The organism is Winogradskyella ouciana, from assembly GCF_965284585.1.
Classification (GTDB): domain Bacteria; phylum Bacteroidota; class Bacteroidia; order Flavobacteriales; family Flavobacteriaceae; genus Winogradskyella; species Winogradskyella ouciana.
The window spans coordinates 317,598-341,575 of sequence record NZ_OZ260095.1; the positions used below are offsets into that span (position 1 = coordinate 317,598).

25 protein-coding genes and 1 other RNA gene are annotated in these 23,978 nt (G+C 34.3%); 18 read left to right on the forward strand and 8 right to left on the reverse strand.

Annotation, left to right across the window (positions count from 1 at the left end; genetic code table 11):
* The first annotated feature begins 66 nt into the window (after positions 1-66).
* The 4 genes from ACQ65V_RS01380 (at position 67) to ACQ65V_RS01395 (ending at position 5,066) form a co-directional block, all read left to right on the forward strand.
* Positions 67-1,620: a hypothetical protein gene (locus ACQ65V_RS01380; protein ID WP_430466596.1), complete on the forward strand. Its 1,554-nt coding sequence runs from the start codon at positions 67-69 to the stop codon at positions 1,618-1,620.
* Between the two features lie 36 nt (positions 1,621-1,656).
* The gene (locus ACQ65V_RS01385; RefSeq protein ID WP_273291953.1) at positions 1,657-2,598 is read left to right on the forward strand and encodes a glycosyltransferase family 2 protein; all 942 of its coding nucleotides are present in this window, start codon (positions 1,657-1,659) and stop codon (positions 2,596-2,598) included.
* A gap of 178 nt (positions 2,599-2,776) precedes the next feature.
* Positions 2,777-3,931 carry a hypothetical protein gene (locus tag ACQ65V_RS01390; RefSeq protein WP_430466597.1) on the forward strand — a complete coding sequence of 385 codons (1,155 nt, stop codon included), beginning with the start codon at positions 2,777-2,779 and terminating at the stop codon, positions 3,929-3,931.
* Positions 3,915-5,066, forward strand: coding sequence for a glycosyltransferase family 2 protein (locus ACQ65V_RS01395; RefSeq protein WP_430466598.1), 1,152 nt, complete (start codon positions 3,915-3,917; stop codon positions 5,064-5,066). The genes ACQ65V_RS01390 and ACQ65V_RS01395 overlap by 17 nt, the downstream gene beginning before the upstream one ends.
* A gap of 3 nt (positions 5,067-5,069) precedes the next feature.
* Here ACQ65V_RS01395 and ACQ65V_RS01400 read toward each other — a convergent pair whose 3' ends face one another.
* Together ACQ65V_RS01400 and typA are read right to left on the reverse strand one after the other, a co-directional pair.
* Positions 5,070-5,624 (reverse strand): methyltransferase domain-containing protein, encoded by a 555-nt coding sequence (locus tag ACQ65V_RS01400; RefSeq protein WP_430466599.1) that lies wholly within the window; start codon positions 5,622-5,624, stop codon positions 5,070-5,072.
* A 94-nt stretch (positions 5,625-5,718) separates the two neighbouring features.
* A complete protein-coding gene (gene typA, locus ACQ65V_RS01405) occupies positions 5,719-7,518 on the reverse strand; it encodes a translational GTPase TypA (RefSeq protein ID WP_412560175.1) in 1,800 nt (599 codons plus the stop codon).
* 211 nt (positions 7,519-7,729) lie between these two features.
* Here typA and ACQ65V_RS01410 point away from each other — a divergent pair, with 211 nt between their 5' ends.
* Entirely contained in the window at positions 7,730-8,089 is a 360-nt protein-coding gene (locus ACQ65V_RS01410; RefSeq protein WP_155088559.1) for a hypothetical protein, read from the forward strand.
* A gap of 45 nt (positions 8,090-8,134) precedes the next feature.
* A complete protein-coding gene (gene kdsA / locus ACQ65V_RS01415) occupies positions 8,135-8,938 on the forward strand; it encodes a 3-deoxy-8-phosphooctulonate synthase (RefSeq protein ID WP_430468605.1) in 804 nt (267 codons plus the stop codon).
* On the opposite strand, the gene ACQ65V_RS01420 is transcribed toward kdsA, so the two are convergent.
* Positions 8,928-9,314, reverse strand: coding sequence for a DUF1801 domain-containing protein (locus tag ACQ65V_RS01420; RefSeq protein ID WP_430466600.1), 387 nt, complete (start codon positions 9,312-9,314; stop codon positions 8,928-8,930). The two genes, kdsA and ACQ65V_RS01420, sit on opposite strands and share 11 nt — an antisense overlap.
* 31 nt (positions 9,315-9,345) lie before the next feature.
* Between ACQ65V_RS01420 and ACQ65V_RS01425 the strand changes: the two genes are divergently transcribed.
* The gene (locus ACQ65V_RS01425) at positions 9,346-10,284 is read left to right on the forward strand and encodes a transglutaminase domain-containing protein (RefSeq protein ID WP_430466601.1); all 939 of its coding nucleotides are present in this window, start codon (positions 9,346-9,348) and stop codon (positions 10,282-10,284) included.
* Here the strand turns inward: ACQ65V_RS01425 and ACQ65V_RS01430 are convergent.
* Positions 10,281-10,634: a hypothetical protein gene (locus ACQ65V_RS01430; protein ID WP_155088556.1), complete on the reverse strand. Its 354-nt coding sequence runs from the start codon at positions 10,632-10,634 to the stop codon at positions 10,281-10,283. The two genes, ACQ65V_RS01425 and ACQ65V_RS01430, sit on opposite strands and share 4 nt — an antisense overlap.
* A gap of 111 nt (positions 10,635-10,745) precedes the next feature.
* Between ACQ65V_RS01430 and ACQ65V_RS01435 the strand changes: the two genes are divergently transcribed.
* The 7 genes from ACQ65V_RS01435 (at position 10,746) to ACQ65V_RS01465 (ending at position 15,937) form a co-directional block, all read left to right on the forward strand.
* The gene (locus ACQ65V_RS01435; protein ID WP_430466602.1) at positions 10,746-11,357 is read left to right on the forward strand and encodes a hypothetical protein; all 612 of its coding nucleotides are present in this window, start codon (positions 10,746-10,748) and stop codon (positions 11,355-11,357) included.
* A gap of 91 nt (positions 11,358-11,448) precedes the next feature.
* The gene (locus tag ACQ65V_RS01440; protein WP_430466603.1) at positions 11,449-11,742 is read left to right on the forward strand and encodes a winged helix-turn-helix domain-containing protein; all 294 of its coding nucleotides are present in this window, start codon (positions 11,449-11,451) and stop codon (positions 11,740-11,742) included.
* A 7-nt stretch (positions 11,743-11,749) separates the two neighbouring features.
* Positions 11,750-12,508 (forward strand): oxygenase MpaB family protein, encoded by a 759-nt coding sequence (locus ACQ65V_RS01445; RefSeq protein WP_430466604.1) that lies wholly within the window; start codon positions 11,750-11,752, stop codon positions 12,506-12,508.
* A 56-nt stretch (positions 12,509-12,564) separates the two neighbouring features.
* Positions 12,565-13,950: a DUF4153 domain-containing protein gene (locus ACQ65V_RS01450; protein WP_430466605.1), complete on the forward strand. Its 1,386-nt coding sequence runs from the start codon at positions 12,565-12,567 to the stop codon at positions 13,948-13,950.
* Between the two features lie 298 nt (positions 13,951-14,248).
* Positions 14,249-14,917: a SanA/YdcF family protein gene (locus ACQ65V_RS01455; RefSeq protein WP_430466606.1), complete on the forward strand. Its 669-nt coding sequence runs from the start codon at positions 14,249-14,251 to the stop codon at positions 14,915-14,917.
* Positions 14,914-15,309, forward strand: coding sequence for a DUF2809 domain-containing protein (locus ACQ65V_RS01460; protein WP_430466607.1), 396 nt, complete (start codon positions 14,914-14,916; stop codon positions 15,307-15,309). The genes ACQ65V_RS01455 and ACQ65V_RS01460 overlap by 4 nt, the downstream gene beginning before the upstream one ends.
* A gap of 49 nt (positions 15,310-15,358) precedes the next feature.
* On the forward strand, positions 15,359-15,937 hold the full coding sequence (locus ACQ65V_RS01465) for a DUF1361 domain-containing protein (protein ID WP_430466608.1): 579 nt from the start codon (positions 15,359-15,361) through the stop codon (positions 15,935-15,937).
* Here ACQ65V_RS01465 and ACQ65V_RS01470 read toward each other — a convergent pair.
* Both ACQ65V_RS01470 and ACQ65V_RS01475 read right to left on the reverse strand, forming a co-directional pair.
* On the reverse strand, positions 15,916-17,124 hold the full coding sequence (locus ACQ65V_RS01470) for an NAD(P)-dependent oxidoreductase (RefSeq protein WP_430466609.1): 1,209 nt from the start codon (positions 17,122-17,124) through the stop codon (positions 15,916-15,918). The two genes, ACQ65V_RS01465 and ACQ65V_RS01470, sit on opposite strands and share 22 nt — an antisense overlap.
* Positions 17,125-17,173: 49 nt before the next feature.
* Positions 17,174-17,386, reverse strand: coding sequence for a DUF2945 domain-containing protein (locus tag ACQ65V_RS01475; RefSeq protein WP_412560165.1), 213 nt, complete (start codon positions 17,384-17,386; stop codon positions 17,174-17,176).
* A gap of 154 nt (positions 17,387-17,540) precedes the next feature.
* Here ACQ65V_RS01475 and ssrA point away from each other — a divergent pair.
* Positions 17,541-17,937: a transfer-messenger RNA gene (ssrA, locus tag ACQ65V_RS01480) on the forward strand.
* 162 nt (positions 17,938-18,099) lie between these two features.
* On the opposite strand, the gene ACQ65V_RS01485 is transcribed toward ssrA, so the two are convergent.
* Both ACQ65V_RS01485 and ACQ65V_RS01490 read right to left on the reverse strand, forming a co-directional pair.
* On the reverse strand, positions 18,100-18,828 hold the full coding sequence (locus tag ACQ65V_RS01485; protein ID WP_430466610.1) for a phosphatase PAP2 family protein: 729 nt from the start codon (positions 18,826-18,828) through the stop codon (positions 18,100-18,102).
* Between the two features lie 42 nt (positions 18,829-18,870).
* Positions 18,871-22,407 carry a metallophosphatase gene (locus tag ACQ65V_RS01490; RefSeq protein ID WP_430466611.1) on the reverse strand — a complete coding sequence of 1,179 codons (3,537 nt, stop codon included), beginning with the start codon at positions 22,405-22,407 and terminating at the stop codon, positions 18,871-18,873.
* Positions 22,408-22,662: 255 nt separating this feature from the next.
* On the opposite strand from ACQ65V_RS01490, the gene ACQ65V_RS01495 reads away from it, so the two are divergent.
* The 3 genes from ACQ65V_RS01495 to msrA all read left to right on the forward strand — a co-directional run bounded on the left by ACQ65V_RS01495 (position 22,663) and on the right by msrA (position 23,973).
* Positions 22,663-22,902 (forward strand): DUF7218 family protein, encoded by a 240-nt coding sequence (locus ACQ65V_RS01495; protein ID WP_430466612.1) that lies wholly within the window; start codon positions 22,663-22,665, stop codon positions 22,900-22,902.
* 74 nt (positions 22,903-22,976) lie between these two features.
* On the forward strand, positions 22,977-23,438 hold the full coding sequence (gene msrB / locus ACQ65V_RS01500; protein WP_155088544.1) for a peptide-methionine (R)-S-oxide reductase MsrB: 462 nt from the start codon (positions 22,977-22,979) through the stop codon (positions 23,436-23,438).
* Entirely contained in the window at positions 23,428-23,973 is a 546-nt protein-coding gene (gene msrA / locus ACQ65V_RS01505; RefSeq protein WP_155088543.1) for a peptide-methionine (S)-S-oxide reductase MsrA, read from the forward strand. The genes msrB and msrA overlap by 11 nt, the downstream gene beginning before the upstream one ends.
* The last annotated feature ends 5 nt before the right edge of the window (positions 23,974-23,978 follow it).

The following is a 23,978-nucleotide window of genomic DNA, read 5'->3' on the forward strand; positions in this document are numbered from 1 at the left end:
CCATGCTTATTATTATATATTAGCAAAAAATAAATAGTGTTGCTTACCAAAGTTTATCAAAATCCATTGAAGTACCTCTTTTTTACAATACTAATTCTGTACATAATTTTATATGGTCCCTTTGGTATAGATGAAGGAGATATGGGTTCTATTTTCGGTATATCATGGAGCATGTACAATGGTTATTTTCCACACCGAGATTTTGTATACATAAAACCTGCTTTTTCACCTTTCTTTCATTCAATACCTCTTTATTTTACTGAAGATTACGCCTATTTAATTAATAGGTACCTTTATTTTGTACAAGTATTTGGTTATTCTTATCTAGCTAGTAAAATTGCTTTTAAACTATTAAAACTCCCAAAGAAACATCTTTACTTTATAGCAATAATTGGCGCATTGGTTTCTGTGCACAATTATCCTCCAATGCCATGGAATACAATAGACGGTATATTTTTTAGTGTATTAGGGTTGTTTTTTATAGCAAAAGAATCAAAAAAATGGTGGTGGATAGTACTCGGAACCATTTGCCTTTGTTTAGGTGCACTGTGTAAACAATCATTTTATTTTTTTCCACCTCTAGTTGGTTTATTCTTGCTCTACAGAAAAGAATTTAAGGCATTTTATGTTTTAGTAGTGAGTGGCTTAATTTTCATCGCTTTATTTATCTTATTGTTTTGGTGGCAAGACGCTCTAGATCCATTTATAGAACAAATGTTCAGTTTTACACCTGGTTCTAGCTTAATAGATACAGGAATAAAATCTTACTATTTAGCAATTAAATTTAATTTGTTGTACATAGCTTTAGCCGTTGTAGCCTTTTGGTTGATGAAAAAAAATGCAACTCCCAACTTAACGTTTTTGTTTACACATGTTTTAATAGTTTCAGTCTTAACTTGGTTATATTACAAAAATGAAAGTTTATACAATCCCATGAAGTATGGTATCATTCATATTTTATGGTTATTTGGTGTTTTATATTCTATCATAAAAAGTATAAAACACCCTAAATATGCCATTTTGGTTGTTCTGTTCGGTTTATCCTGGTGTGCCTCAATAAGTAATGGTTATAACTCACCTATTAGTTTTTCAGCACCCTCGATTTTGTTTATTTCAATAATTACCGTGAGAGAAATTTCAACTATAAAAAAATGGGTTGCACCTTTAATTATTAGTCTATATTTAGGCACATTCTATTTAGGGTATCAGTACCCTTTTAATGAAGCGAACCGAAGTGCATTGAACTATAATTTAGGAGATATATATCCTCGATTACAAACAATACATACTCGTAAAGATCGGTACGATAAATTTAAAGAACTACAATTTTTGGCTAATAAGTACGATAATTTCACCATCCTACCGTCAATGACCTTAGGACATTATATCACTGATACCGTAAATCCTATAGGTGTGGATTGGGTTTTTAACCATCACTTGGCAAACGAATTAGAAGCCTACAAGAAAATGCTCAGCGATAAGAACCTTACCATATTTATAGAGAACTTTGAAAATCACAAAGACAATTACGAAGAGACGTCATTACTTATGATGCATGTGGTAAATCATTGGAAACTTATAGACACTTACGGACACTTTAGAGTTTACCAACAACCCTAATCAAAAAAATGATAGCTTTGTAATATAAGTGTAATTATGAATTTTCAAGATGCTTTTTTGTCTTTAGTAATTCCTCTCTTTAATGAAGAGGACAATATAACACAACTATTAAAAAATATTGATGAGGCATTAGTAGATCATAAATTTGAAATTATTTTGGTAGATGACTTTTCAACAGATAAAACTGTGAACCAAATAAAAAAAACAAGTCATCCCAATGTTAAACTTATAGAACTCCGCAAAAATTATGGCCAAAGTTCAGCAATGGCTGCTGGTATTGATTATGCAAAAGGTGATTTTATAATTACGCTTGATGGCGATTTACAAAACGACCCAAGGGATATTTTGCCCATGCTTAAAAAACTACGAGATGAAAACTGGGACGTTGTTGTTGGAATCCGCAACAAGCGAAAAGATAATTTTGCAAAAAAACTACCTTCAAAAATCGCCAATTTTTTAATCAGAAAAGCCACTAAGCTAAGTATTAAAGACCATGGCTGTGCTCTAAAGGTTTTTAAAAAAGACATTGCCAAAGAATTGAATCTCTATGGCGAAATGCACCGATTTATTGGTTTGCTCGCTTACCTCAATGGTGCGAGAGTCGGTGAAATAAACGTGAGACATCACCATAGGGTTCATGGTAAATCTAAATATGGCTTAGGAAGAACCTTTAAAGTGGTAAATGATATCCTACTAATATTGTTTCAACGCAATTATCTTCAGAAACCATTGTATTTATTGGGCAACATTGGGATATTCTTTTTTTCAGTTGGAGTAATTATCAATATTTACTTATTGGTTGAAAAAATACTTGGAAATGATATTGGAGATAGACCTCTACTTATTTTAGGAGTTATTTTTCTACTCGTTGGTGTACAGCTATTTACAACAGGTATTGCGATAGATTTACAAATGCGCACTTATTACGAAACTCAAAACACGCGTCCTTATAAAATTAGGGAAATCACTGATTTTTAAATTTGAATCGTACAACTAAATAATGAGGCAACATAAGTATTTGTATCTATCAAAGAAATCTATTTTTTTATTAGTTATTTACTTTTGTGTTTTCCTTTTTTGTGTACTAAATAAACCTATATATTCACCAGACACCTACAGCTATCTAAATTCGATGCCCTTTAGGCAAATGGGCTATGTGATTTTTTTTAAGGCTTTTAATACCGTTTTTGGAACTTATTTTGATGTTGCCGTTGTTGTATTTCATACCGTATTCAGTCTTTTTGGTGTCCACTATTTTTTCACAAGAATCTCTAGACTATTTCAACTCAATAATCTTTTAAAGTTTCCCTTACTCATCATATTGCTCTTTCCCTTTTTTCCACCATTGAGCATTGCCAACAACCTGTGTTCCGAAGGTTTAGGATATGGACTATACCTTTTATTCATAGCATTAGGTATGGAAGTTCTATTTAACAAAAAGGGTCATTATTTTAAGTATTATTTAATTACTTATCTCCTTCTGGTTTCCATTAGAAGTCAATTCATTATTTCCACGCTTATTTTCGCTGGTACTTATTTTTTGATGTATAGAAAAGAAATATTCCAAAAAAAACATCATGTAAATGTTCTAATGTTTTGTAGTGTAATCCTCATTGCCAGCCTTACCGAAAGAACATACCACAAACTTAAAGATGGGTTCTTTAAACCTACACCTCTAGGATATACTAGCGCTTCTACAGCACCGATTTATCTTTCGGACAAAGACGATTACAAACTCTTCAAAAACAAAGACTATCAGGTAATTTTAAATACAAGTTACGATACTTTGGCACATAAGGATCTATTGCCAAAACCAGATTACTCTACGCAAGAATCTTATAAATTTTTTCATGATAATTTGCCTAAAATATGTAATCAAACCGTTAGGGTAATAGGTACATCGTACTATTTTAATCAGCCAAAAATTAAAAACTGGCATACGAGCAAAAAATCTGCTTATTCCTTTTTTAAAACTGAAGAAGCCTGTAAAGCATTTACCAAGGTTTTAATTTTAAACAACTTTAAGGAGTGGTTGAAATTATTTTACGCAAACCTTACATATGGTTTTAAATCCCAATTATTGCTTTGGTTTGTAGTTATAATGTTTTTTTATAGCCTTATAAAAACATTTCTTAACCCTAGAAAGAAATATGCCATCATATTTCTTTTAACGTCTCTAATTCTATCTAACGCTATGTTTATTGCTTTTGCAGTACATTCCATTCAACGCTATCTGTTTTATAATTATGCTTTAATATTTTTGTTGTTTATTAGCATCTACAACCTTACTAAACGTGATCAAAAATCCTGAGCTTTCAATAGTAATGCCATGCCTTAATGAGGCAGAAACCTTAGCTACTTGCATAAAAAAAGTGCAATTATTTTTCAAGGCCAATGATATTAATGGAGAAATTGTTATTGCAGATAATGGTAGTACAGATGGTTCTATTGCTATTGCTGAAGATCTAAATGCTAAAGTTATACACGCCGCACAAAAAGGTTATGGAAGCGCATTAAAAACAGGTATTGAAGCTGCTAGCGGAACTTATATCATTATGGGAGACGCAGACGATAGTTATGATTTCAGTAACCTTATGCCCTTCCTCAAAGAATTGCGTAACGGATTTGATTTAGTAATGGGCAATCGCTTTAAAGGCGGTATAGAAAAGGATGCCATGCCTTTTTTGCACAAATATCTTGGCAATCCTGTATTGTCATTTATCGGAAAATTGTTCTTTAAAATAAAAATCAATGATTTTCATTGTGGCTTAAGAGGTTTTTCAAAAGCTGCATACAATAAAATGAATTTGAAAACTTCTGGAATGGAGTTTGCTTCAGAAATGGTAGTAAAATCTAGATTGAACGATTTATCAATTACCGAAGTACCAACAACACTAAAAAAAGATGGACGAAGCCGAAAACCACATTTAAAAACATGGAGCGATGGTTGGAGACATTTGCGTTTTTTAATGCTTTATGCACCTAATTGGCTTTTTCTCTATCCTGGAATTCTATTGGCTTTAATTGGTTCGATCTTATCAATATTACTCATCATAAATCCTTTAGAGTTTAGTGGAATTACACTAGACGTACACACATTATTATATACATCTGCATTTCTATTGGTAGGTTTTCAATTCATTATATTTTATGGTCTAACCAAGATTTTTGCTGTAGAAAATGAGTTGTTACCGAAGTCTAAACGTTATAACAAACTTTTTAAAATCATTAACCTTGAGAAAGGTTTACTTATCGGTTTTTGCCTTCTGCTTATTGGTCTGTTTTTGAGCTTTAAAGGCTTGTCCGTTTGGAGTGATACAAATTATGGATCATTGGATACGAGTACAACCTTACGAATTATTATACCTGCAATAACTTTGCTACAAATCGGTATTCAAACCATTCTGTTTAGTTTGTTTTTTAGTGTCTTAGGCTTAAAAAAATAACGATTAGCCTATTTTCTCAAAAACAAACAAATTATTTAAACCAAGTTGAAATGTGCGATGGTTCAATAATTTAAATTGATTTTTGTCAAACAGTTTGGGTGTGTCTTTTGCCTTAAATCCATAATGTTCCTCTAGAGACATGCCATCAATTAATCTCAGTTTAGATAAAACCCAAAGGATATGATCTACAAATGGAGAAGGCACGGTAATAATAATACGTCCTTTAGATTCTAAATACTTATAACAATAGTTACTTAACTTAGATTGTTCTTCTTTTGGAATATGTTCTAACACGGCCAACATTGTAATACAATTAAACTTTTTCCCTTTAGGCAAATCTTCAGGAAATTCACCCTTTAACAACACATAGTTTTTACCAGTTATTGTCCTTTTTAGCAAAGGGTCTAAACCTAGACTTTCTCCGATGGGCTTCATTGATAATTTTTCAAATAAAGTTACGTCAAAACACCCAATGTCTAAAACTTTATCACCTTGCTCTACATAAGGTTCAGTTTTTTTAATTCGCCAATCTCTTAAAAATCTATCTAAAAACTTCATTTAAGTTTATTTACTATCAAAATTAGAGAAATAAAAAAAGAGAAATACCGCAAAGCATTTCTCTTTATTTTCTATATGTTACTTTTTTCGAAAGTTAAATCGATTTGTTACGTTTACGATCTACTTCCTTCAATAATATTTTACGTAATCTCAAGTGGTTTGGCGTCACCTCAACATATTCATCCTTTTGGATATATTCTAAAGCTTCTTCTAATGAAAACTTAATTGCAGGTACAATTTTAGCCTTATCATCTGCACCAGAAGAACGTACATTACTCAACTTTTTGGTTTTTGTAACATTAACTACCATATCGTCACCACGAGAATTTTCACCAATCACCTGACCTTCATAAATATCTTCACCTGGATCAACGAAAAACTTGCCTCGGTCTTGTAATTTATCAATCGAATAAGGAATAGCTTGACCGTTTTCCATTGAAACTAAAGATCCGTTTTGACGTTCCGGAATACCACCTTTTAACGGTTGATATTCTTTGAAACGGTGTGCCATAATAGCTTCACCAGCAGTTGCAGTTAACAATTGATTACGTAATCCAATAATACCTCTAGAAGGTACAATAAACTGACAAACCATACGGTCACCTTTGGCTTCCATACTTATCATCTCCCCTTTTCGCATCGTAACCATTTCAATAGCTTTACCAGAAACTGTTTCTGGCAAATCAATAGTCATCTCTTCAAAAGGTTCACATTTTACACCGTCAATTTCCTTGATGATTACTTGTGGCTGACCTATTTGTAATTCATAACCTTCACGACGCATCGTTTCGATTAAAACAGATAAATGCAATACACCACGGCCAAAAACCATAAACTTATCTGCACTATCGGTTTCTTCAACACGCAATGCTAAGTTCTTTTCTAGCTCTTTGGTTAAGCGTTCTTTAATATGACGGGAGGTTACAAACTTACCATCCTTACCAAAGAAAGGCGAATCATTAATGGTAAATAACATGCTCATTGTAGGTTCATCAATCGCTATGGTTTTTAACCCTTCAGGATTTTCTAAATCGGCAACGGTATCACCTATTTCAAAACCCTCAAGTCCAACTATAGCACAGATATCTCCAGTTCGTACCTCATCTACTTTTTTACGCCCTAAGCCTTCAAACGTATGTAGTTCTTTAATCCTACTTTTCACAATCGAGCCATCTCTTTTTACTAATGAGATCTGCTGATTAGCCTTTAAATTGCCGCGCGTTAAACGACCGATTGCAATTCTTCCGGTAAATGAAGAGAAATCCAAAGATGTAATCAACATTTGGGTTGTTCCTTCTTCAATTTTAGGCTCAGGAATATGTTCTATAACCATATCCAATAATGGCTCGATGTTGTCAGTTTCATCTTGCCAATCCTCACTCATCCAATTGTTCTTTGCAGAACCATAAACGGTAGGAAAATCCAGTTGCCATTCTTCTGCACCAAGCTCAAACATAAGATCAAAAACCTTTTCATGTACCTCATCTGGTGTACAATTTTCCTTATCTACTTTATTGATGACAACGCATGGCTTTAACCCTAAGTCAATAGCTTTCTGCAAAACAAAACGCGTTTGTGGCATAGGACCTTCAAAAGCATCCACCAAAAGTAAGACACCATCAGCCATGTTTAAAACACGTTCTACTTCACCTCCAAAATCCGCGTGACCAGGTGTATCTATAATATTAATTTTTGTGTCTTTATAGACTACAGAAACGTTCTTCGAAGTAATTGTAATACCACGCTCACGTTCTAAATCATTATTATCTAGAATTAAGTCTCCTGTATTCTCATTTTCACGGAAAAGTTGGCAATGGTACATAATCTTATCTACCAAAGTGGTCTTGCCGTGATCGACGTGTGCAATGATTGCAATATTTTTAATCTTGTTCATAATTGGCGCAAAATTTTAAGCGCGCAAAGGTACACCTTATTATCCTCACTTCGTTAATATTATGTTATTATTTAATCCAAATGCAATTTCTATTCGTAATTTTAGTTATAAGATTGATTAATAGTAAAAAGCCTTCCCACAACTAAACAACCGCTAATTGGGCTATTTACACCAGCTTGTCGGCAGACAATCTGATTTAAATAAAAGACAGATGAATACAATTAGCAAATACACCAAATTTATACCTTATCTATATTTTATATCGGTAATAGCCTATTGGTTTACGTACATAAATAGAAGTGAAGGTATTTCAGCATATCCAATATTACTATTTGGCATTCCTTTTTTATGGCAATTGATAAAGCCAAACAGAAACCTTAATTTTTCGTTAGGTATTGTTTTTGTTTGTCTATCATCATACCTCATATTAGCATACTTGTCTAATTTGCTCAACATTGTCAATTGGTCTGAGTCAGCCAAACGCTTATTATTTTATGGCGGAGCTTTAGTTATTGGAAACTTTGTAATGTCGCTTTGGATTATTAGAAACAGTATAAAAAAGGTATTTTAATACTATCTTTGCGACTTAATATTAAGTCTCTAAGCTTTGATAACTATTCCGAAATTAAAACACACCGAATCCGATAATTTCTTTTTGCTTTGTGGTCCTTGCGCCATTGAAGGTGAAGATATGGCACTTCGTATTGCTGAAAAAGTCGTTTCCATAACTGACAAACTTGAAATTCCTTATGTATTTAAAGGCAGCTTTAAAAAGGCAAACAGAAGTCGAATTGACAGTTTTACAGGCATCGGCAATGAAAAAGCTTTAAAAATTCTCAGAAAAGTTTCCGAAACTTTTGATGTGCCCACCGTTACCGATATTCATGAAGCTTCTGATGCGGCCATGGCTGCAGAATATGTAGACGTATTGCAGATTCCTGCATTTTTGGTTAGGCAAACTGATTTGGTTGTTGCAGCGGCCGAAACCGGAAAAGTCGTCAACCTTAAAAAAGGGCAGTTTATGAGCCCTGAAGCTATGAAACATGCTGTGCAAAAAGTAAAAGATGCAGGCAACGATAAAGCTTGGATTACCGATAGAGGGACGATGTTTGGTTACCAAGACATGATTGTGGATTTTCGCGGCATCCCAACAATGCGTCAATACGCTCCTACGGTTTTAGATGTCACTCACTCTTTACAACAACCTAACCAAAGTATTGGTGTTACTGGTGGACGACCAGACATGATTGAAACTATTGCAAGAGCAGGAGTCGTTAATAATGTAGATGGTCTGTTTATTGAAACGCATTTTGATCCGGCTAACGCCAAAAGCGATGGTGCTAATATGCTACATTTAGATAATTTAGAAGGCTTATTGAGTAATTTGGTGGCTATTAGAAAACTTGTTGCTACTTTTTAGAGCGATTAGGTTTTAAAATCAGCTTAAAAGGATTGGTATTAATAGCCAATAGTTGTTCAATCACATAAACGACAACCTCATCATCAATGTCTTCAACAGATCTGTAGCGCAACGACATTACTGTTTTGCGGTTTTCCGAAACGTAATGTTCTTTAAACTTTTCAAAGCGTTCACCATGCCAAAACGCTAGATCTACATAATCTTTAGATTGGTTGAAATAACATAACGGAATACCACTACAATAATAAAACGGCAATCTCCATTTAAATAATAATTCAGAATTTGGAGCGATAGACTCAACAATGCTTTGCAACTGAAGCAGTATGGATTTATATGGCTCTGGTTGTTTTAATATATAGGCTTCAGCTGGATTCAAAACTGGAATAATTTTTGACTAATTTAGTCATATGAAAACATTTTTACTAACCCTATTTTTATTTTTGCTTCAGATTAGTTTCGCTCAAGATTATTCGAAAGTTGATTCTATAGTAAAAAACTACCCAAAAGATTTTAAGTCGATAGAAAGTTTTGCTGACAAAATTGATTCTGATTTCAATACGGATTTGGGAAAAACCAGAGCAGCCTATTATTGGATTTCTAATAACATCATCTATGACTATAAAAGTGCCAATAGCGTCAGAATTAGAGGATATCATTATAGTGATGATAGTGAACTTGAAAAAATTCAGCTAGAATATGCAGAAAATGTTCTCAAAGAGAAAAAGGCAGTCTGCGAAGGTTATGCCCAATTATTAAAATATGTTTTAGATAAAATAGAAATTAAGTGTGAAGTGATTGATGGCTATGCCAAAACAGATATTAGGGAAATTGGCAAGGTTAAAAATGAAGAAAATCACGCATGGAATGCTGTTTATTTGGATGAGAAGTGGCAACTTATTGATGCAACTTGGTCAACTGGAAATGAAGAAAATAGACAGGATCACTTTGAATTTAACGATGCATATTTTTTAATAAAACCCGAGTATTTAGTATGGAGTCATTTTCCAGATGATAAAAAATGGCAGTTACTAGAAAAACCAATATCAAGCTTAGCTTTTTTCTATTCACCAATAATCCATCCAGGATTTTATAATTCAGGTTTGGAGTTATCAAAAATGAAAGGAACGGTTAAATCAAATCGAACTATTCAAATCTCATTCGATTCGGTAGATACAGATAGAGTTTATTATTATCAATTTACCAATTCCTCTTTAAACCTCGAGCCAATTACATTCATTAAAAAAGGGGATAAACAAATTGCAGAAATACCATATAACTACAAAAATGGTAAAGAGTTAATCATTTATGTTGATTATGACGCCTGTCTCTCCTTTAAAATCATCTAAAACAATTGAATAACACCAATCACTATTAACCCAATTCCAATAATAGCTTTAAAAGGCATTAACTTGGCAGATAACTTTCTCAAACTTGTTTCTAATGCTGGCACTTTACCAAAAGCGTGGGTTAATAACAATATGCCACCTAGAATACTTGCAATATTAAATAATAGCCCATCCCAAAACTCAAGAATAGCAAGAATGATTAAACCAAGACCAATAGCAGTCTGAAACGGTGCTAAAAAGCCTGCGATTTTATTAAAAAAATTGCTTTCACCATCCCATTTATCAAGTGTAGCGAGTCCGAGTAGTATGCCGCCAGCAAGGTTTGCAATGGCTAAAAGTAATTCTATCATAACGTTCTAAATTTTTATTCTTAAAAACATAAATTTAGTTAATATCTTCTAAAATAGTTTTGTTCAATTGAAATAAAATACTTTACTTTGTATTTCAAAGTACTTTTTATTATGAGCAACGAAGAATATCTAAAGGACATCAGCGAGATTAAGAATTTAATGAATAAATCATCTCGTTTTATTTCATTAAGTGGCTTGTCTGGTGTATTGGCTGGCATCTATGCTTTAATTGGTGCGGCCGTTGCCTATTGGCTGGTTGACACTTACAGTGATGGTAAATTGTATATTTTTCATGGTTGGGTATTTTGGACCTGCATGTCTATTCTTCTTTTAGTTGCTTTATTAAGTGCACTTACAGGAATTATCCTTACTACCAGAAAAGCTAAAAAGAACAATGAAAAAATATGGGATAGTTCGTCTCGCAGATTGCTCTTTAACTTTTTGATACCGCTTCTTGTTGGTGGTGTTTATTGCTTTATTATTTTAAATCAAGGTCGTTATGGACAAACAGGAGGATTGATGCTTATTTTTTATGGACTGGCTTTGGTTAGTGCATCAAAATACAGTATTGGTGACATTAAATATTTGGGATATATTCAAATTATTTTAGGACTTATAGCGAGTTATTATCCTGGTTATGGCTTCTGGCTATGGGTCATTGGTTTTGGAATTATGCATATAGTTTATGGCACTTGGATGCATTTTAAATATGATAGGAGATAAATTTCTCGCAAAAGACGCAAAGCAAATACTGAACACTGAATACTGAATACTGAATACTGAATACTGAATACTGAATACTGAATACTGAAATTTGAGCATAATCACCAACATAAACAAACTTTTTGACCATAGGATACGGCTAGGTATCATGTCTGTGCTTATGGTAAACGAGTATGCCGATTTTAATACCTTGAAGGAATTGCTGGGAGCTACGGACGGCAATTTGGCAAGCCACACCAAAGCTCTAGAAAAAGCAGAATACATCTTGGTTGAAAAACAATTTATAGGCAGAAAACCAAATACAAGATACAGTGCCACTAAACTCGGTAAAGCCGAATTTAAAAAACACATTGAAGCCCTCGAAAAATTAATAAAAAAGACCTAAAATAAAAATGAGTCAGTTTGTACATAAAGATTCTATAGTCCGTCAAATTTGGGGCACAAGCGATACCATTTTACTGGTCTTTGCTGGTGCATCTGCTGAATTTGCGCTCAACAAAGCTGTAGACTGGCTATATTTTACTGGCAAGTTGCCCAAGGATCCTTTAGGTCGATTGTTTTCAACGGTAAACTATGCCAGAGCAATAGTATTTTCAGAAGAAACTTCTGCTTTAAAAGCTATTGATACTATTAATGCTATACATGGAGCTGTGGAGAAAAGTAGAGGGCAAAACATTCCGGAATGGGCTTATAAAGATGTGTTGTTTATGCTGATTGATTATTCTATTCGTTCACATGAATTGCTACAACAACCGTTGTCAATTGAAGAGAAACAAGAAGTGTTAGATGTATTCAATCGCGTTGGTCAACGGATGGGAATTAAGAATCTGCCACTCACCTATTCCGAGTTTCAAATTACCAGAAAGAAACATTTGGAAGAGAACCTAGACAATGGAAATTTAACTAAAGATCTATATAAACAATATAGAAAACATTTAGGCTTCGTAAGGTATCGCCTATTACTCGAATCACAGATTTTGTTGTTACCAGATTCGGTAAGGGAACTACTCAATTTGAGAAAAACGTCATTATTAACACCAATGATTTCAGTGTATAAACTATTTAGAAGCATAAAGCTTGATTGGATGATAAAAGAAATTTTATTGCCATCAGCTTACAAACAGGATATTAAACGTATGAACATTACATAAATCTATTTTTTTAACTACTTACTTTGAAAAACAAAGTACTTTATAAACCCCACAATATGAAAAAATTAATATTATTTATCGGAGCCCTATTATTCAGCACGCTATTCTATGGCAAGAGTATTGGGCTGAATTTATTTTTATTCAGCTTAATTACTATAGTCGTGCTGTTCGCAAACAACAAAGAAGATTTTAAAAGTAAAAGGACGCTTCTTTATAGCAGCTTATATTTAGCTACTGGATTGGCGGTTTTCTTTCATGATTCCTTATTGTCCATTATTGCAAATTTTGTGGCATTTTTTACCTTAATTGGATTATTGTCCGAGCATAAATCATCTATCTATGTCAATTGGCTCAATGGCTTTTACACCACTATTGCTGGTTGGTTCCATCGAAATTTCTCATTAAATGAAACTACACAAGCAGTAGAACCTAAAAAAGACATTGATTATGCACATTGGGCTAAGCTCATTTTTGTTCCTGCAGTTATAGTCATCCTATTTATATTACTTTATCAAAATGGTAACCCAGTATTTAACAATCTGATAGATAAAATTGATTTCAGCTTCATCAATTTGCAATGGTTGCTTTTGGCAGGTTTAGGTTATTACTTGCTTTCAAATATCCATAAACCCATCGAAGTTGAACCTGCAACGGAACTCGATTTACAAACGGGAAACACCTTAGAAAAAACAAACAAATTTTCAATTCCGAAGTTAAAACAGGAAAATCAATTGGGCATTATTCTCATTTCCTTATTGAATATTCTAATTGTCGTATTTCTGATTACTGATATCACATTTATTCTTACCAATATGGATATTAGAGCGTCGTTGTTCTCTTCTCAAGTTCATAGCGGAATCAACGCCTTAATAGCTTCTATTGTCATTGCCATAATCATTCTACTCTACGTATTTAGAGGCGACCTCAATTTCTATAAGGAAAATAGTACGCTTAAACGATTGGCTTTTACATGGATTATGCTCAACGTAATGCTTGTGCTAACCATTGCCATAAAAAACGGACAATACATCTACTACTTTGGGCTGACCTATAAGCGCATTGGTGTCCTTGTATATCTCACACTGGCCGTTACAGGCCTTATTACCACACTTGTTAAAATTGATAAGATTAAGAACATTTGGTATCTATTGCGTTTAAACACAAAAGCAGCTTTTGTAGTACTTATTGTAGCAAGTATGGTCAATTGGGATTATCACATTACCAATTACAATTTTAATTACGCGAAGTCCATGGATTTTAACTACCTCATTGAGCTGTCTAACAACAATACATTGCTATTAAAAGAAAAAATCGACAACACACCAATGGGTAGCGACTCCATTCAAAAAATTGAAGAAAAATACAATAGATATGTCTATGAATTGAGCACCAATTCATGGCAAGAACTACAGTATGACAACTTAAAAATAGACACTAAGTAAATGATAGCTTTAGTGATTTTTGGATTCCTTTTTATAGGATTAATGACATTTACGATAGTTAGACTAAGCATTTCTTGTGTTTTTTGGTCTTACCGAAGACCTGTGGATAAGCAGCATGTTTTTAAAGTGTGCTTTCCATACTACATTATCATTTTGTCTGCAATATGTATAGCGTTAATACTAAAGGTCGATAATCATCCTGTCGCCATTTATTATTTCTCTTCAGTTTACCTAACAGCTTTATTAATCTGGAAAAGTGAAATAAAATCAAGCTTAAAAAAGAACAAAAATTTTGCCGATGAACCAAATCCTACCCAACTACCATGAACAACCTATTAATTATAATATGATGATGAAAAAACTAAAAATTATAATATTGCTTTTAGTACTAATTGGCATTGGTGTTTTTGCTACCTACCATTGGATGGGTTTTAGAACAAAACATTTGGTCTATGATAATGTTGACGCTATACCTAAGAATAAAGTCGGTCTACTTCTTGGCACAGGAAAATACGCAGCAAGTGGCAACATTAATCTATTTTATAAATACAGAATTGATGCCACAGTAAAACTTTACAAAGCTGGAAAAATTGAATACATCTTAGTAAGTGGAGACAATAGCAGAAAAGATTATGATGAACCTTCGGACTTTAAGAATGATTTAATTGCAAGAGGAATTCCCGCCAATAGAATCTTCTTAGACTATGCTGGGTTTAGAACCTTGGATTCTGTGGTAAGGGCCAAAGAAATATTTGGGCAAACATCGATTACGTTCATTTCTCAAAAATTCCATAATCAACGTGCTATTTACATCGCCAACCACTTTGGTATAAAAGCCGTTGGTTTTAATGCCAGAGAAGTTTACAAATCACATTTTAGAGAATATATGGCGCGTTCAAAAGCTAGTCTGGATTTAGTATTTAACGTTCAACCAAAATTTTTAGGAGAAAAAATAAAAATACAATGAAGCTACAATTCAACAAAAACTATCTGGTCTTAGCACATTCTTTATTTCTCATAGAATTGGCTATCGCCTTTATTATAAAAACCGGATTTATTCGCTACACCTTTGGCGATTATCTGGTGGTCATTTTACTGTATGCAATTTTTAGAGGATGCACCAATCTGAGTGTGAGGGCCTCAGCTTTGGTCGTCCTCTTAATTGCCTATAGTATTGAGTTGCTTCAGCTCACACCATTCTTAACCTACTTTAATTTACAAGATAGTGTTGCTGCTAAACTCATTTTGGGAAGCACGTTTCAATTTAGTGATTTAGTTGCCTATACACTCGGAATTATCTCAGTATTAATTATAGAACATTATGCAAACAATAAAAACACTCATACAGTCAAAGTTTAAAACGCTATCCTTAGTTACAGTTGCGTTAACTTTTAGCATCATTGTGCTTATGATACGAATAAAGCTGAATCAATCATTCTTTTACCTTTTTTTGGTTTGGAATATTTTTCTTGCAATTATTCCATATACTATAACAATGTATTTAAACTCAAAACCAGCAATAAGCAAACTAAAACTTGGGTTATGGTTTTTAGTTTGGCTGGCGTTTTTACCAAATGCTCCTTATATAGTTACTGACTTAATTCATATTAGGATTGGTAACGATGCGTTATTATGGCTCGATGTTTTGGTGGTGTTGTCGTTTGCCTTAAGTGGTCTGCTCCTCTTCTACCTTTCTATATTGGATATGCAAAAATTGATTGCAAAGCACTTTAAGAAAGTTCCTATAATTACCTCGACATTATTCATTTTATTTCTGTGCGGCTTTGGAGTATATTTAGGTCGTTTTTTACGTTACAACTCTTGGGAGATTATAAGTAATCCGCAGGTATTAATTGCTGATGTTTTTAATATACTTGTAGCACCGTTTCAACATGCAGATGCTTGGTTGTTTACACTAGGTTTTGGAACTTTTTTAGCAGTTGGTTATTGGATGTTTAATAATTTCTATGACTCACCATCCACATAATCCTGAAGATAAGAAAAACGTTCTGTCAGTTTACCCTCTTCAGTAGTAATCCTAGCACGCTTTAAAATACCTTCTTGGTCATTATTAAAAAATGCAGGGATAACGTGTTCTACAAATGTTTCACCAAAACCTTCACTCGCATCCTTTGGTAATTCGCATGGTAAATTATCCACTGCCATAACTGTGATGGCATCCTTAGCATCAAAAGCAACCTCTTGTTCTGTTTTTGGATCATAACCATAAAAAGGCTCTGCAATAGTTGAAGGACGAATCGTACTAGCCACAGGACCATCAATATCACAGGAAATATCCGCTACTAGGTTGATTTTAAAATCAGGATGTTTGGCATCTTCTCTGGTAAACAAATATGGTGCATTGTTTCCGTAGAAATGACCTGCTATAAAATAATCGGTTTCTTTGGCATAAGGCATAAAATTACTTTCATAGCCTGTTGGGTCTTTGTAGAATTCCCACTTGTCGCCTACTTTACCGTCTTTGCGTTTGGCATATTCCATAACGTCCGCCATAACGTAAACGGGCTCTGTGAACTGCGACGTTAAATAGAGCGCATCACTGATTTCCTTAATACCCAAATGATCTAAAATTTCTTTGGCTCCATGAGCTACTTTCCCTGTTCCAGTCAATAAAATTTTGATATTCGGAATCGTGATTTTATCCAACTCAGCTTTGACTTCGTTTAGATCTGCCAGCGTTTCTACCTTTGGCAAATTAAACAATCCATCTCTTAAACCTAAAGCTCTAAAACCATTATAAGCACCTACCAAACCAGCATAGCGACCAAAACCTATTAGTCTAAACCCTTTATCATTCACAATAGTTTCATGGTCAAACATTTCAATATTTTTTTCGAGCATAGCCAAGAGAAGCTTTCTATTATAAGGCTGCTTTTTTATGGTATGAGAAAAATAGAAGTATTTTTTATTTGGAATTAAATTTTCAATCGGAACTTCCTTAACACCAATCATTACATCGGCATCAGAGACATCATCAGTGACTTCAAAGCCTAGCTTAGCGTAAGCTTGATCAGGAAACACTCTAATATCTGACGATTCAACCACAAATTCTGCATCCGGAAAACGTTTTCTGGCTTCTGCTAAAGTTTCAGGAGAGAATACCACACGTCTGTCTGGCGGGTTTTTACGTTCTTTTATAATGGCGAATTTCATTGGGCTTAAAATTTTGCCAAAAATAACGTTAATTAAAACCGTTTACAAATCAATCCGCTCGCTCGACTTCACTCTCACTTTTTAAGACCGTATCTCCATCTTCCTGTTCTATATAAAGCGCTTTATTACCAGATTTTCCTTTCCTAGTTACTTCGTTTCCTTTTATGGTTTTTGTAACTTCTTCTGTGTGGGTTTCAATGACTGTGCCATGGGCAGTGCCATTTCCCCATTTCCATTTTACTTTGGTTCCTTTTTGTATCATTTTTTATTGGTTTCGACTGAAATTAAAACTTTAATCTGACATTTTTTCTTAACAAACTGATAAATAAAGTTTGGTATGGCTTTTGAGTTAATAATTTTAGTAATTTCGCACTTCTTATGACACATTAGAAGTGCCTTAAGAAACTATCATTTAAGGGGTCGACTGGTTTTGACAGCGAGATTAATTAAATGGTAAGCACGTCGTGTAATGGTTTTGAAACACGTAAAAGGCTGAACCAAATTTTTAAACGGCGAGAATAACTACGCTTTAGCTGCATAATCTGAATTATAGTAAGATTCGTGCTTATTCCTGCGAGGCAGGAAGGCTAAATGTCTCCAGAAAGCCCTAGTCAGTGGCGTTCTTTTTAGAGGCATCGTAAAAATTGACTAAGATTGGGCAGTGCTTTGATGCCCTTTCGAGATTTAGAAGCTAAGTTGTAAGTAGGTTGTCTTTAACCAGCTTGCAATCGAAAAAATAAGAAAAGAATAAACGTGTAGAAAGCTCTTTGGTTACTTGTTTGGACGAGAGTTCGATTCTCTCCGACTCCACGACACTCACAACTGCGTTGTGACTTAAAATAGAAAAACCCATCAAGTTTACTTGTTTGGGTTTTTGTGTTTAAAGGCATCTGTGTTGAAAACACAGGCAGTTGTATTTGCAACTTTGGAATCACTAGAGAACAACGAAGTTAATCTCTCCCCCTTTAAAAATAATCAGGTTTCAGGATCTCTCCTAAATATCTTTACAAGATTGAAAATCAGAACACAAAACGTTACCCACATAATTCCCGCAATATAACCACCCAATACATCTGATGGGTAATGTACACCTAAATAAATTCGACTTATGCCAATGCTTAATATCAAAATCGTCAAAATAGTGATTAGACAAACTTTTAAAACTTTGTTCATTTTAAAATAGGCTATTAGGTAAATTAGAAAACCATAAAATGCCATTGAAACCATGGCATGTCCGCTCGGATAACTAAGAGTCTTTACCGTAACCATGTGCTCTCCCAAAGGCCTTGACCTATTGATGATTTCCTTTAATAAAACATTGGAACTAAGCGCCAAAATCAATACCAGACCAAGTTGTGCTATATATTTCCAATGTTTAAATACAACCAAAAAAACAACTATTAATAGGCCAAATACTATCCCGTAGCCTATAACATCGCCAATTTCGGTTACTGCTACCATATAATTTGTAAGAAGTGCTGATTTATGAGTCCAGACGTACTCGCTTATGGATTTGTCGTAACTCTCAAACAGTTCGGACATCATTCCATGAGTGAATTTCACAAATAAAATGATGGATACAACCACTAAAATAGTTGATAGAAAAGCAGTGATAATGTAAGGCCATTTAGGGTTTGAATTGTGAAATTTCTCCTTTAAAAGGTTTTTAAGCCCTCGTAAAAAATCGATTAGTTGTTTTCTCATATCTTATATCATAAACTGTTATGCACTGGTAGTGCCATTAGTTTAAAACCTAAATCCGGCCGTAAATATGATACGGCTATCTTCAACACTTTTGTAATACCCTATATTAGCTGTAAATGCCTGAAATCCGTTTATAAAAACCGAACCGCCATAACTGTTGTGCCATTTGTCTGAATCTTCATTATCGTTCCAAACACGACCAAGGTCAAAGCCACCCGTTACACCTATTCTCAAAGGTACAAAGCCAGTGCGCTGTTCTAAAAAACACACTCTGAGATCTGTCATTTGGAAAAAGGCTGTTTTCCCCATAAAACGTTCGTTTCTGAAACCTCTTAAACTATTATTGCCGCCAACTGTAGCTGCGTGGTAAAACTCATAGTTATCACCGAATCTAAAATCTGCCTGAACTTTAGTTGCCAAAGTCGCCAAACCACTTTCATGAATCGGGTAAATAAAGGACGCTGTTGGTGTAAGGTATGTAAATTTATTATCGAAATCTGAATCAATAGTTTGCTTGTACCCAGCTACAAAACCTAATTGCAACCCTCGTGTTGGTAAACTAATCATTCCTGATTTATTATTAAATTCTACACCAACCTCTGCGCCTGCATATATTTGATTATCAAATACATCATTATCTGGGTTTAGGAATGCTTGTACGAAACCATTCTGGCCGTCATCAACTTGGTTTGATTCTACTCGTGCCGCCACATGTGCATTTACATTTCCTTCAGTTTTATAGATAAGTGATGGTTGTATATGCCATTGGCTAATTCTTGTTCTATTAAAGTCTAAATCATCCGTATCTCCATCATAAGGGGTCTCATTTCCAATACCAAAGAAGTTAATAGCATATTTATCGCTTGTCACTCTTGCATCCAATTCTAAATTCCAGTTGTAGAATACGTGTGCAAACTCACCAACATAAGAAAATTCAAAACCTGAAGTTGCAGCATAATACGAAGCATTCAATGTATGCTTTGTAGTAAAAGGATTTCTTAGCAAACTGTAGGTTGTAAGTGTATTGGTTACACCGGTTTTAAAACCTGCATCAGGATCAAATCCTATGGTTGGCAACAAAACATTATTAGCATCTTTTCGCTTTTGTGGATCATAATTATTTACATCATAACTATCAGTTAGCCACTTGCTAACTGAACCGTTAAACGTATTCTTTTTTGATTTGTAATCGTAAATTTTTACAGCTTTACTGTTTTCAATATTATAAATATCATTTTCCTCTCCTCCAAAAATCTTGGTGTGTATATAATTATTTCCTTCGCCTTTTACTGTAATTTCATCGTCACCGTCTAATGCATAGATCCAAAGTTCTTTAGTTTCGTCTTTATTATAGGTGTTCTCTAAAATAATTTTGTCTTTTTGGGTAATAAGAACCTTGGTTTTACCTCTAGACATCCTTTCTATGGTAATCTTATTGTCTTTATTGGTTGCTACGACTATTTCGTGTTTTTTAAAATAATCGTAATAATCTTTGGCAATGGATACCATATTTTCTCTTCGCTGTTTTAGAACAGATTTGATATGCTCAGTACTTTCGTCCTTGGTATCTTCAAGTAAATTCGCGAAGGCATTATCAATAACCTCATCAGTTAAACTATTTTGAATATTTTCCGCCTGGTTTTTCCAGTCCTCCCAACTTGCCTCGTTTATAAAGCTTTTATCTAAATAATAGACGGCATTGTTAAATGTTTTAATATTATCAACTTCTGACGCATAAGTCTGCATATTTCTCGCCAATGGAGAAGTTAATTTTAAGATTGCAGGAAACACACCGTCGTATTTTGGAAAAGCTTGATCACGGTCTCTCGGTATAGGTTTGTAAAGTAGCATACCATCTTCTTTTTCGTGCAATGCCCAACGCCATTGATCTGCATGTCTGTCCCAATCACCAATGAGTATATCAAATAATCTTGCTCTTAAATAACTGGCCTCATCGATTTTAACGTCTTTATCATTTTGGAGCTCTAACAACATATCCTTGGTACTGATTATATCATCTGCATTTCCGAAGGTGTCAAATTCTTTATTTTCGTCTCCTACGTGTTCTTCAAACATGTAAAGTTTATCACCATAACTTTCATTAAACCTTCCTAAACGTTTTTGTTTTGGCACATAGACAATTTTAGGGTTGGCATGTGGAATATCAATTGCATCTAAAAGTTCGTTTATGGCAAACTGTGCGTAAGGTTGAGCTGTTGTGTAGTAATCCTGAACTATGTCCTCTACAACAGTATCATCTGCATAGTCTATCACATAATGATCCTTTATTTTAGATTGTAAAAACCTTAATGCGCTTTTTCGTAGTTCCCTAATGGTATATTCGTGCTCATTGTCATCAATTAACCTTAAGCTTCGCGATTGGTTTCCTCCACCTTCGGTAATTGCCCTAACGTTATTGGGCAAACTATCTAAAAACAAAACGGGAGCCTCAATCTCGCGACCATAGATTTCACGATAATGGTCTCCCCAAAACCATTTGTAAAAACTAGATTTATTAACTTCTTCTTTTGTGTAAATAACGTCTTTGTATGTTGAACCGAAATCAGATTTTTGATGATAGTCAAAATCTTCAAGTTCTCCTTTTTTCAATTTGATTTTGGTTGTAAATGCTTTTGTAACATCACTCCCATTAACTGTATAAATTTCGACTTCTGAGCTCCCATCCTTAAAGACATTCAACTTTGCAAATCCTGTCTTGTCTGAACCAAAATGGCCATCGTCTTCATTTGGGTTTGATTTCGAAGTTTTTCCCGATGCGCCACTAATAATTTGCGGAATACCATCATCTTTTAAAAATTGAAGGTTTTTATCGCTACCAGAAACAAATATCACATCTTGAAATTGACTTGCCAAGGTTTCTAAACGGCCAACCAAATATTGCATATCGTTGTGGTAATAGGCTTGCTTAGATAAGCCACCCATACGACCAATCAATCCTTTTCTTGTGGCTGTAAGCACTGGATGATGAAGTGCCACCACAATAGTTTTATTCTGCTCATCTTTAAGTTCATCTTTAAACTGAAGAAAGAATTGCTCTCGCGTTTTAATCTCACAATCGTTGTTAATATAAGGGTGGTCGTCCCAATCTTCAAGATACCATTGTGTATCTACCATAACCAACTCTACCTCATCACTTAATGTTTCACGCTCTATTGGACAACCGTCGTTTGGCCAAAATTTAGCGTCGCTATTATCTTGTAAAAATGATTCGAGATCATCAATATTTTTATGGCCACCTTTATTCCATTCGTACTTACCAGGAATAAAAATAATTTCACCATTAAAACCAGAAAGTGGCTCTAAGACATTAGTCACTAAAAACGCTTCCTCAGCCTTTCTTTCACTTTTGGATTCTGGATACCCTTTGGACCTAGTACTGTTACCCAATCCTACAAAAGCGGCATTAGAGTCGCTTTGAGAAGCATTTACTATAGCCTTTAATATTTGATTGGCCTTTGAGTGGGATTCCTGGCCGAGATTGGCTGTAAAATATATACTTTTTGATATCGCTTTATCCTTTTCTTGTGCTAGAAATTGTGATTGCAGACCAAAAACCATAAGTATGATTAATGAAAGTCTGGTATGAAAATGATTTTTTGACAATATAACCATAGGGAATTAAAAACTTGTTTTATCAAAAATCATAAATTAATCGTTATTATAGGTGCTTTTATCAATTTAATATTAAAGCAATACATAATTTTGATACACAATAAATGATGTTTAATAGTGTTTCAGCAAAATTTTAAACGTAATGAACAAAACGAGTACTAATTATTTTTAGAATTTTATAGAGAAAGAAAAGTATATCTTATGGAACGACCTAGAGTAAAAAACGAAGATCAATACGAAGCCTTAAGAGGTAAAGGTTACAGCAAAGAAAAATCGGCGCGTATTGCCAACACTCCAAATGCAGGTAAAAAAGGAGGGAAAGCGAGTCCGTATGAGGAATGGACAAAAGCCGAACTTTACGAACAAGCGAAAAATGTAGGTATTGACGGAAGATCCAAAATGAGTAAAAAACAATTGATAAACGCATTGCGCAATAATTAATATTGAAAGTAATCTCACTTTTTGTCGACTAATCTTAAATTGAAATCACATTCGATTATAACAAAAATCATAATATGCTAACTTGGAAAGATGTTATCAACTTTTCCGTTAACGGAAATCCAACGCCAGATAGACGCGTTGAAAAATCAGAAGCTGAATGGAGAGCTCAATTAACTCCAGAACAATACCGAATTACAAGAGAAAAAGGGACTGAGCGACCACACAGTGGAGCACTCTGTACAGCCTACGACGAAGGTCAATACAATTGTATATGCTGCGATACACCATTATTTGATTCTACCATAAAATTTACCTCTGGCACAGGTTGGCCGAGCTTTACACAGCCTATTAAAGAGAATGCCATTAAATATGAAAAGGATTCTTCCTTCGGTATGGTGCGTGTAGAGGTGATGTGCAATACTTGCGATGCTCACTTGGGTCATGTTTTCCCAGACGGTCCAGAACCAAGCGGTTTGCGTTATTGCGTTAATTCCGAATCATTAACCCTACAAAAAGAAAGCGTTGATGATCAATAAAAATCTTCAGACAGCAACTGTTGGTGGAGGTTGTTTTTGGTGTACCGAAGCAGTTTTTGAAGAGGTTGCAGGCGTAGAGAAAGTAGTTTCTGGCTATACTGGTGGAGATGCTCCCGGTAGACCAACCTATAGAGAAGTTTGTTCTGGTTTATCAGGTTTTGCCGAAGTAGTGAAAATCACCTTTGATGCCAATGTGATTTCTTACGAAGATATTCTTGTTATTTTTATGACCACCCACGATCCTACCTCATTAAATAAACAAGGAGCGGACAGAGGCACGCAATATCGTTCTGTTATTTATTATCATAATGAAAACCAAAAGGAAATTGCTGAAGCTGTTTTTGACGCACTAACACCTTATTACGATAAGCCAATTGTAACCGAACTTTCTAAAGCAGAAATTTTTTACGAAGCTGAAAAAGAGCATCAGGATTTTTACAAAAACAATCCTAATTATGGCTATTGCAGTTATGTGATAGACCCAAAGTTGGCCAAACTGCGCAAACTACATTCGGATAAATTGAAAAATACTTAGGTAAG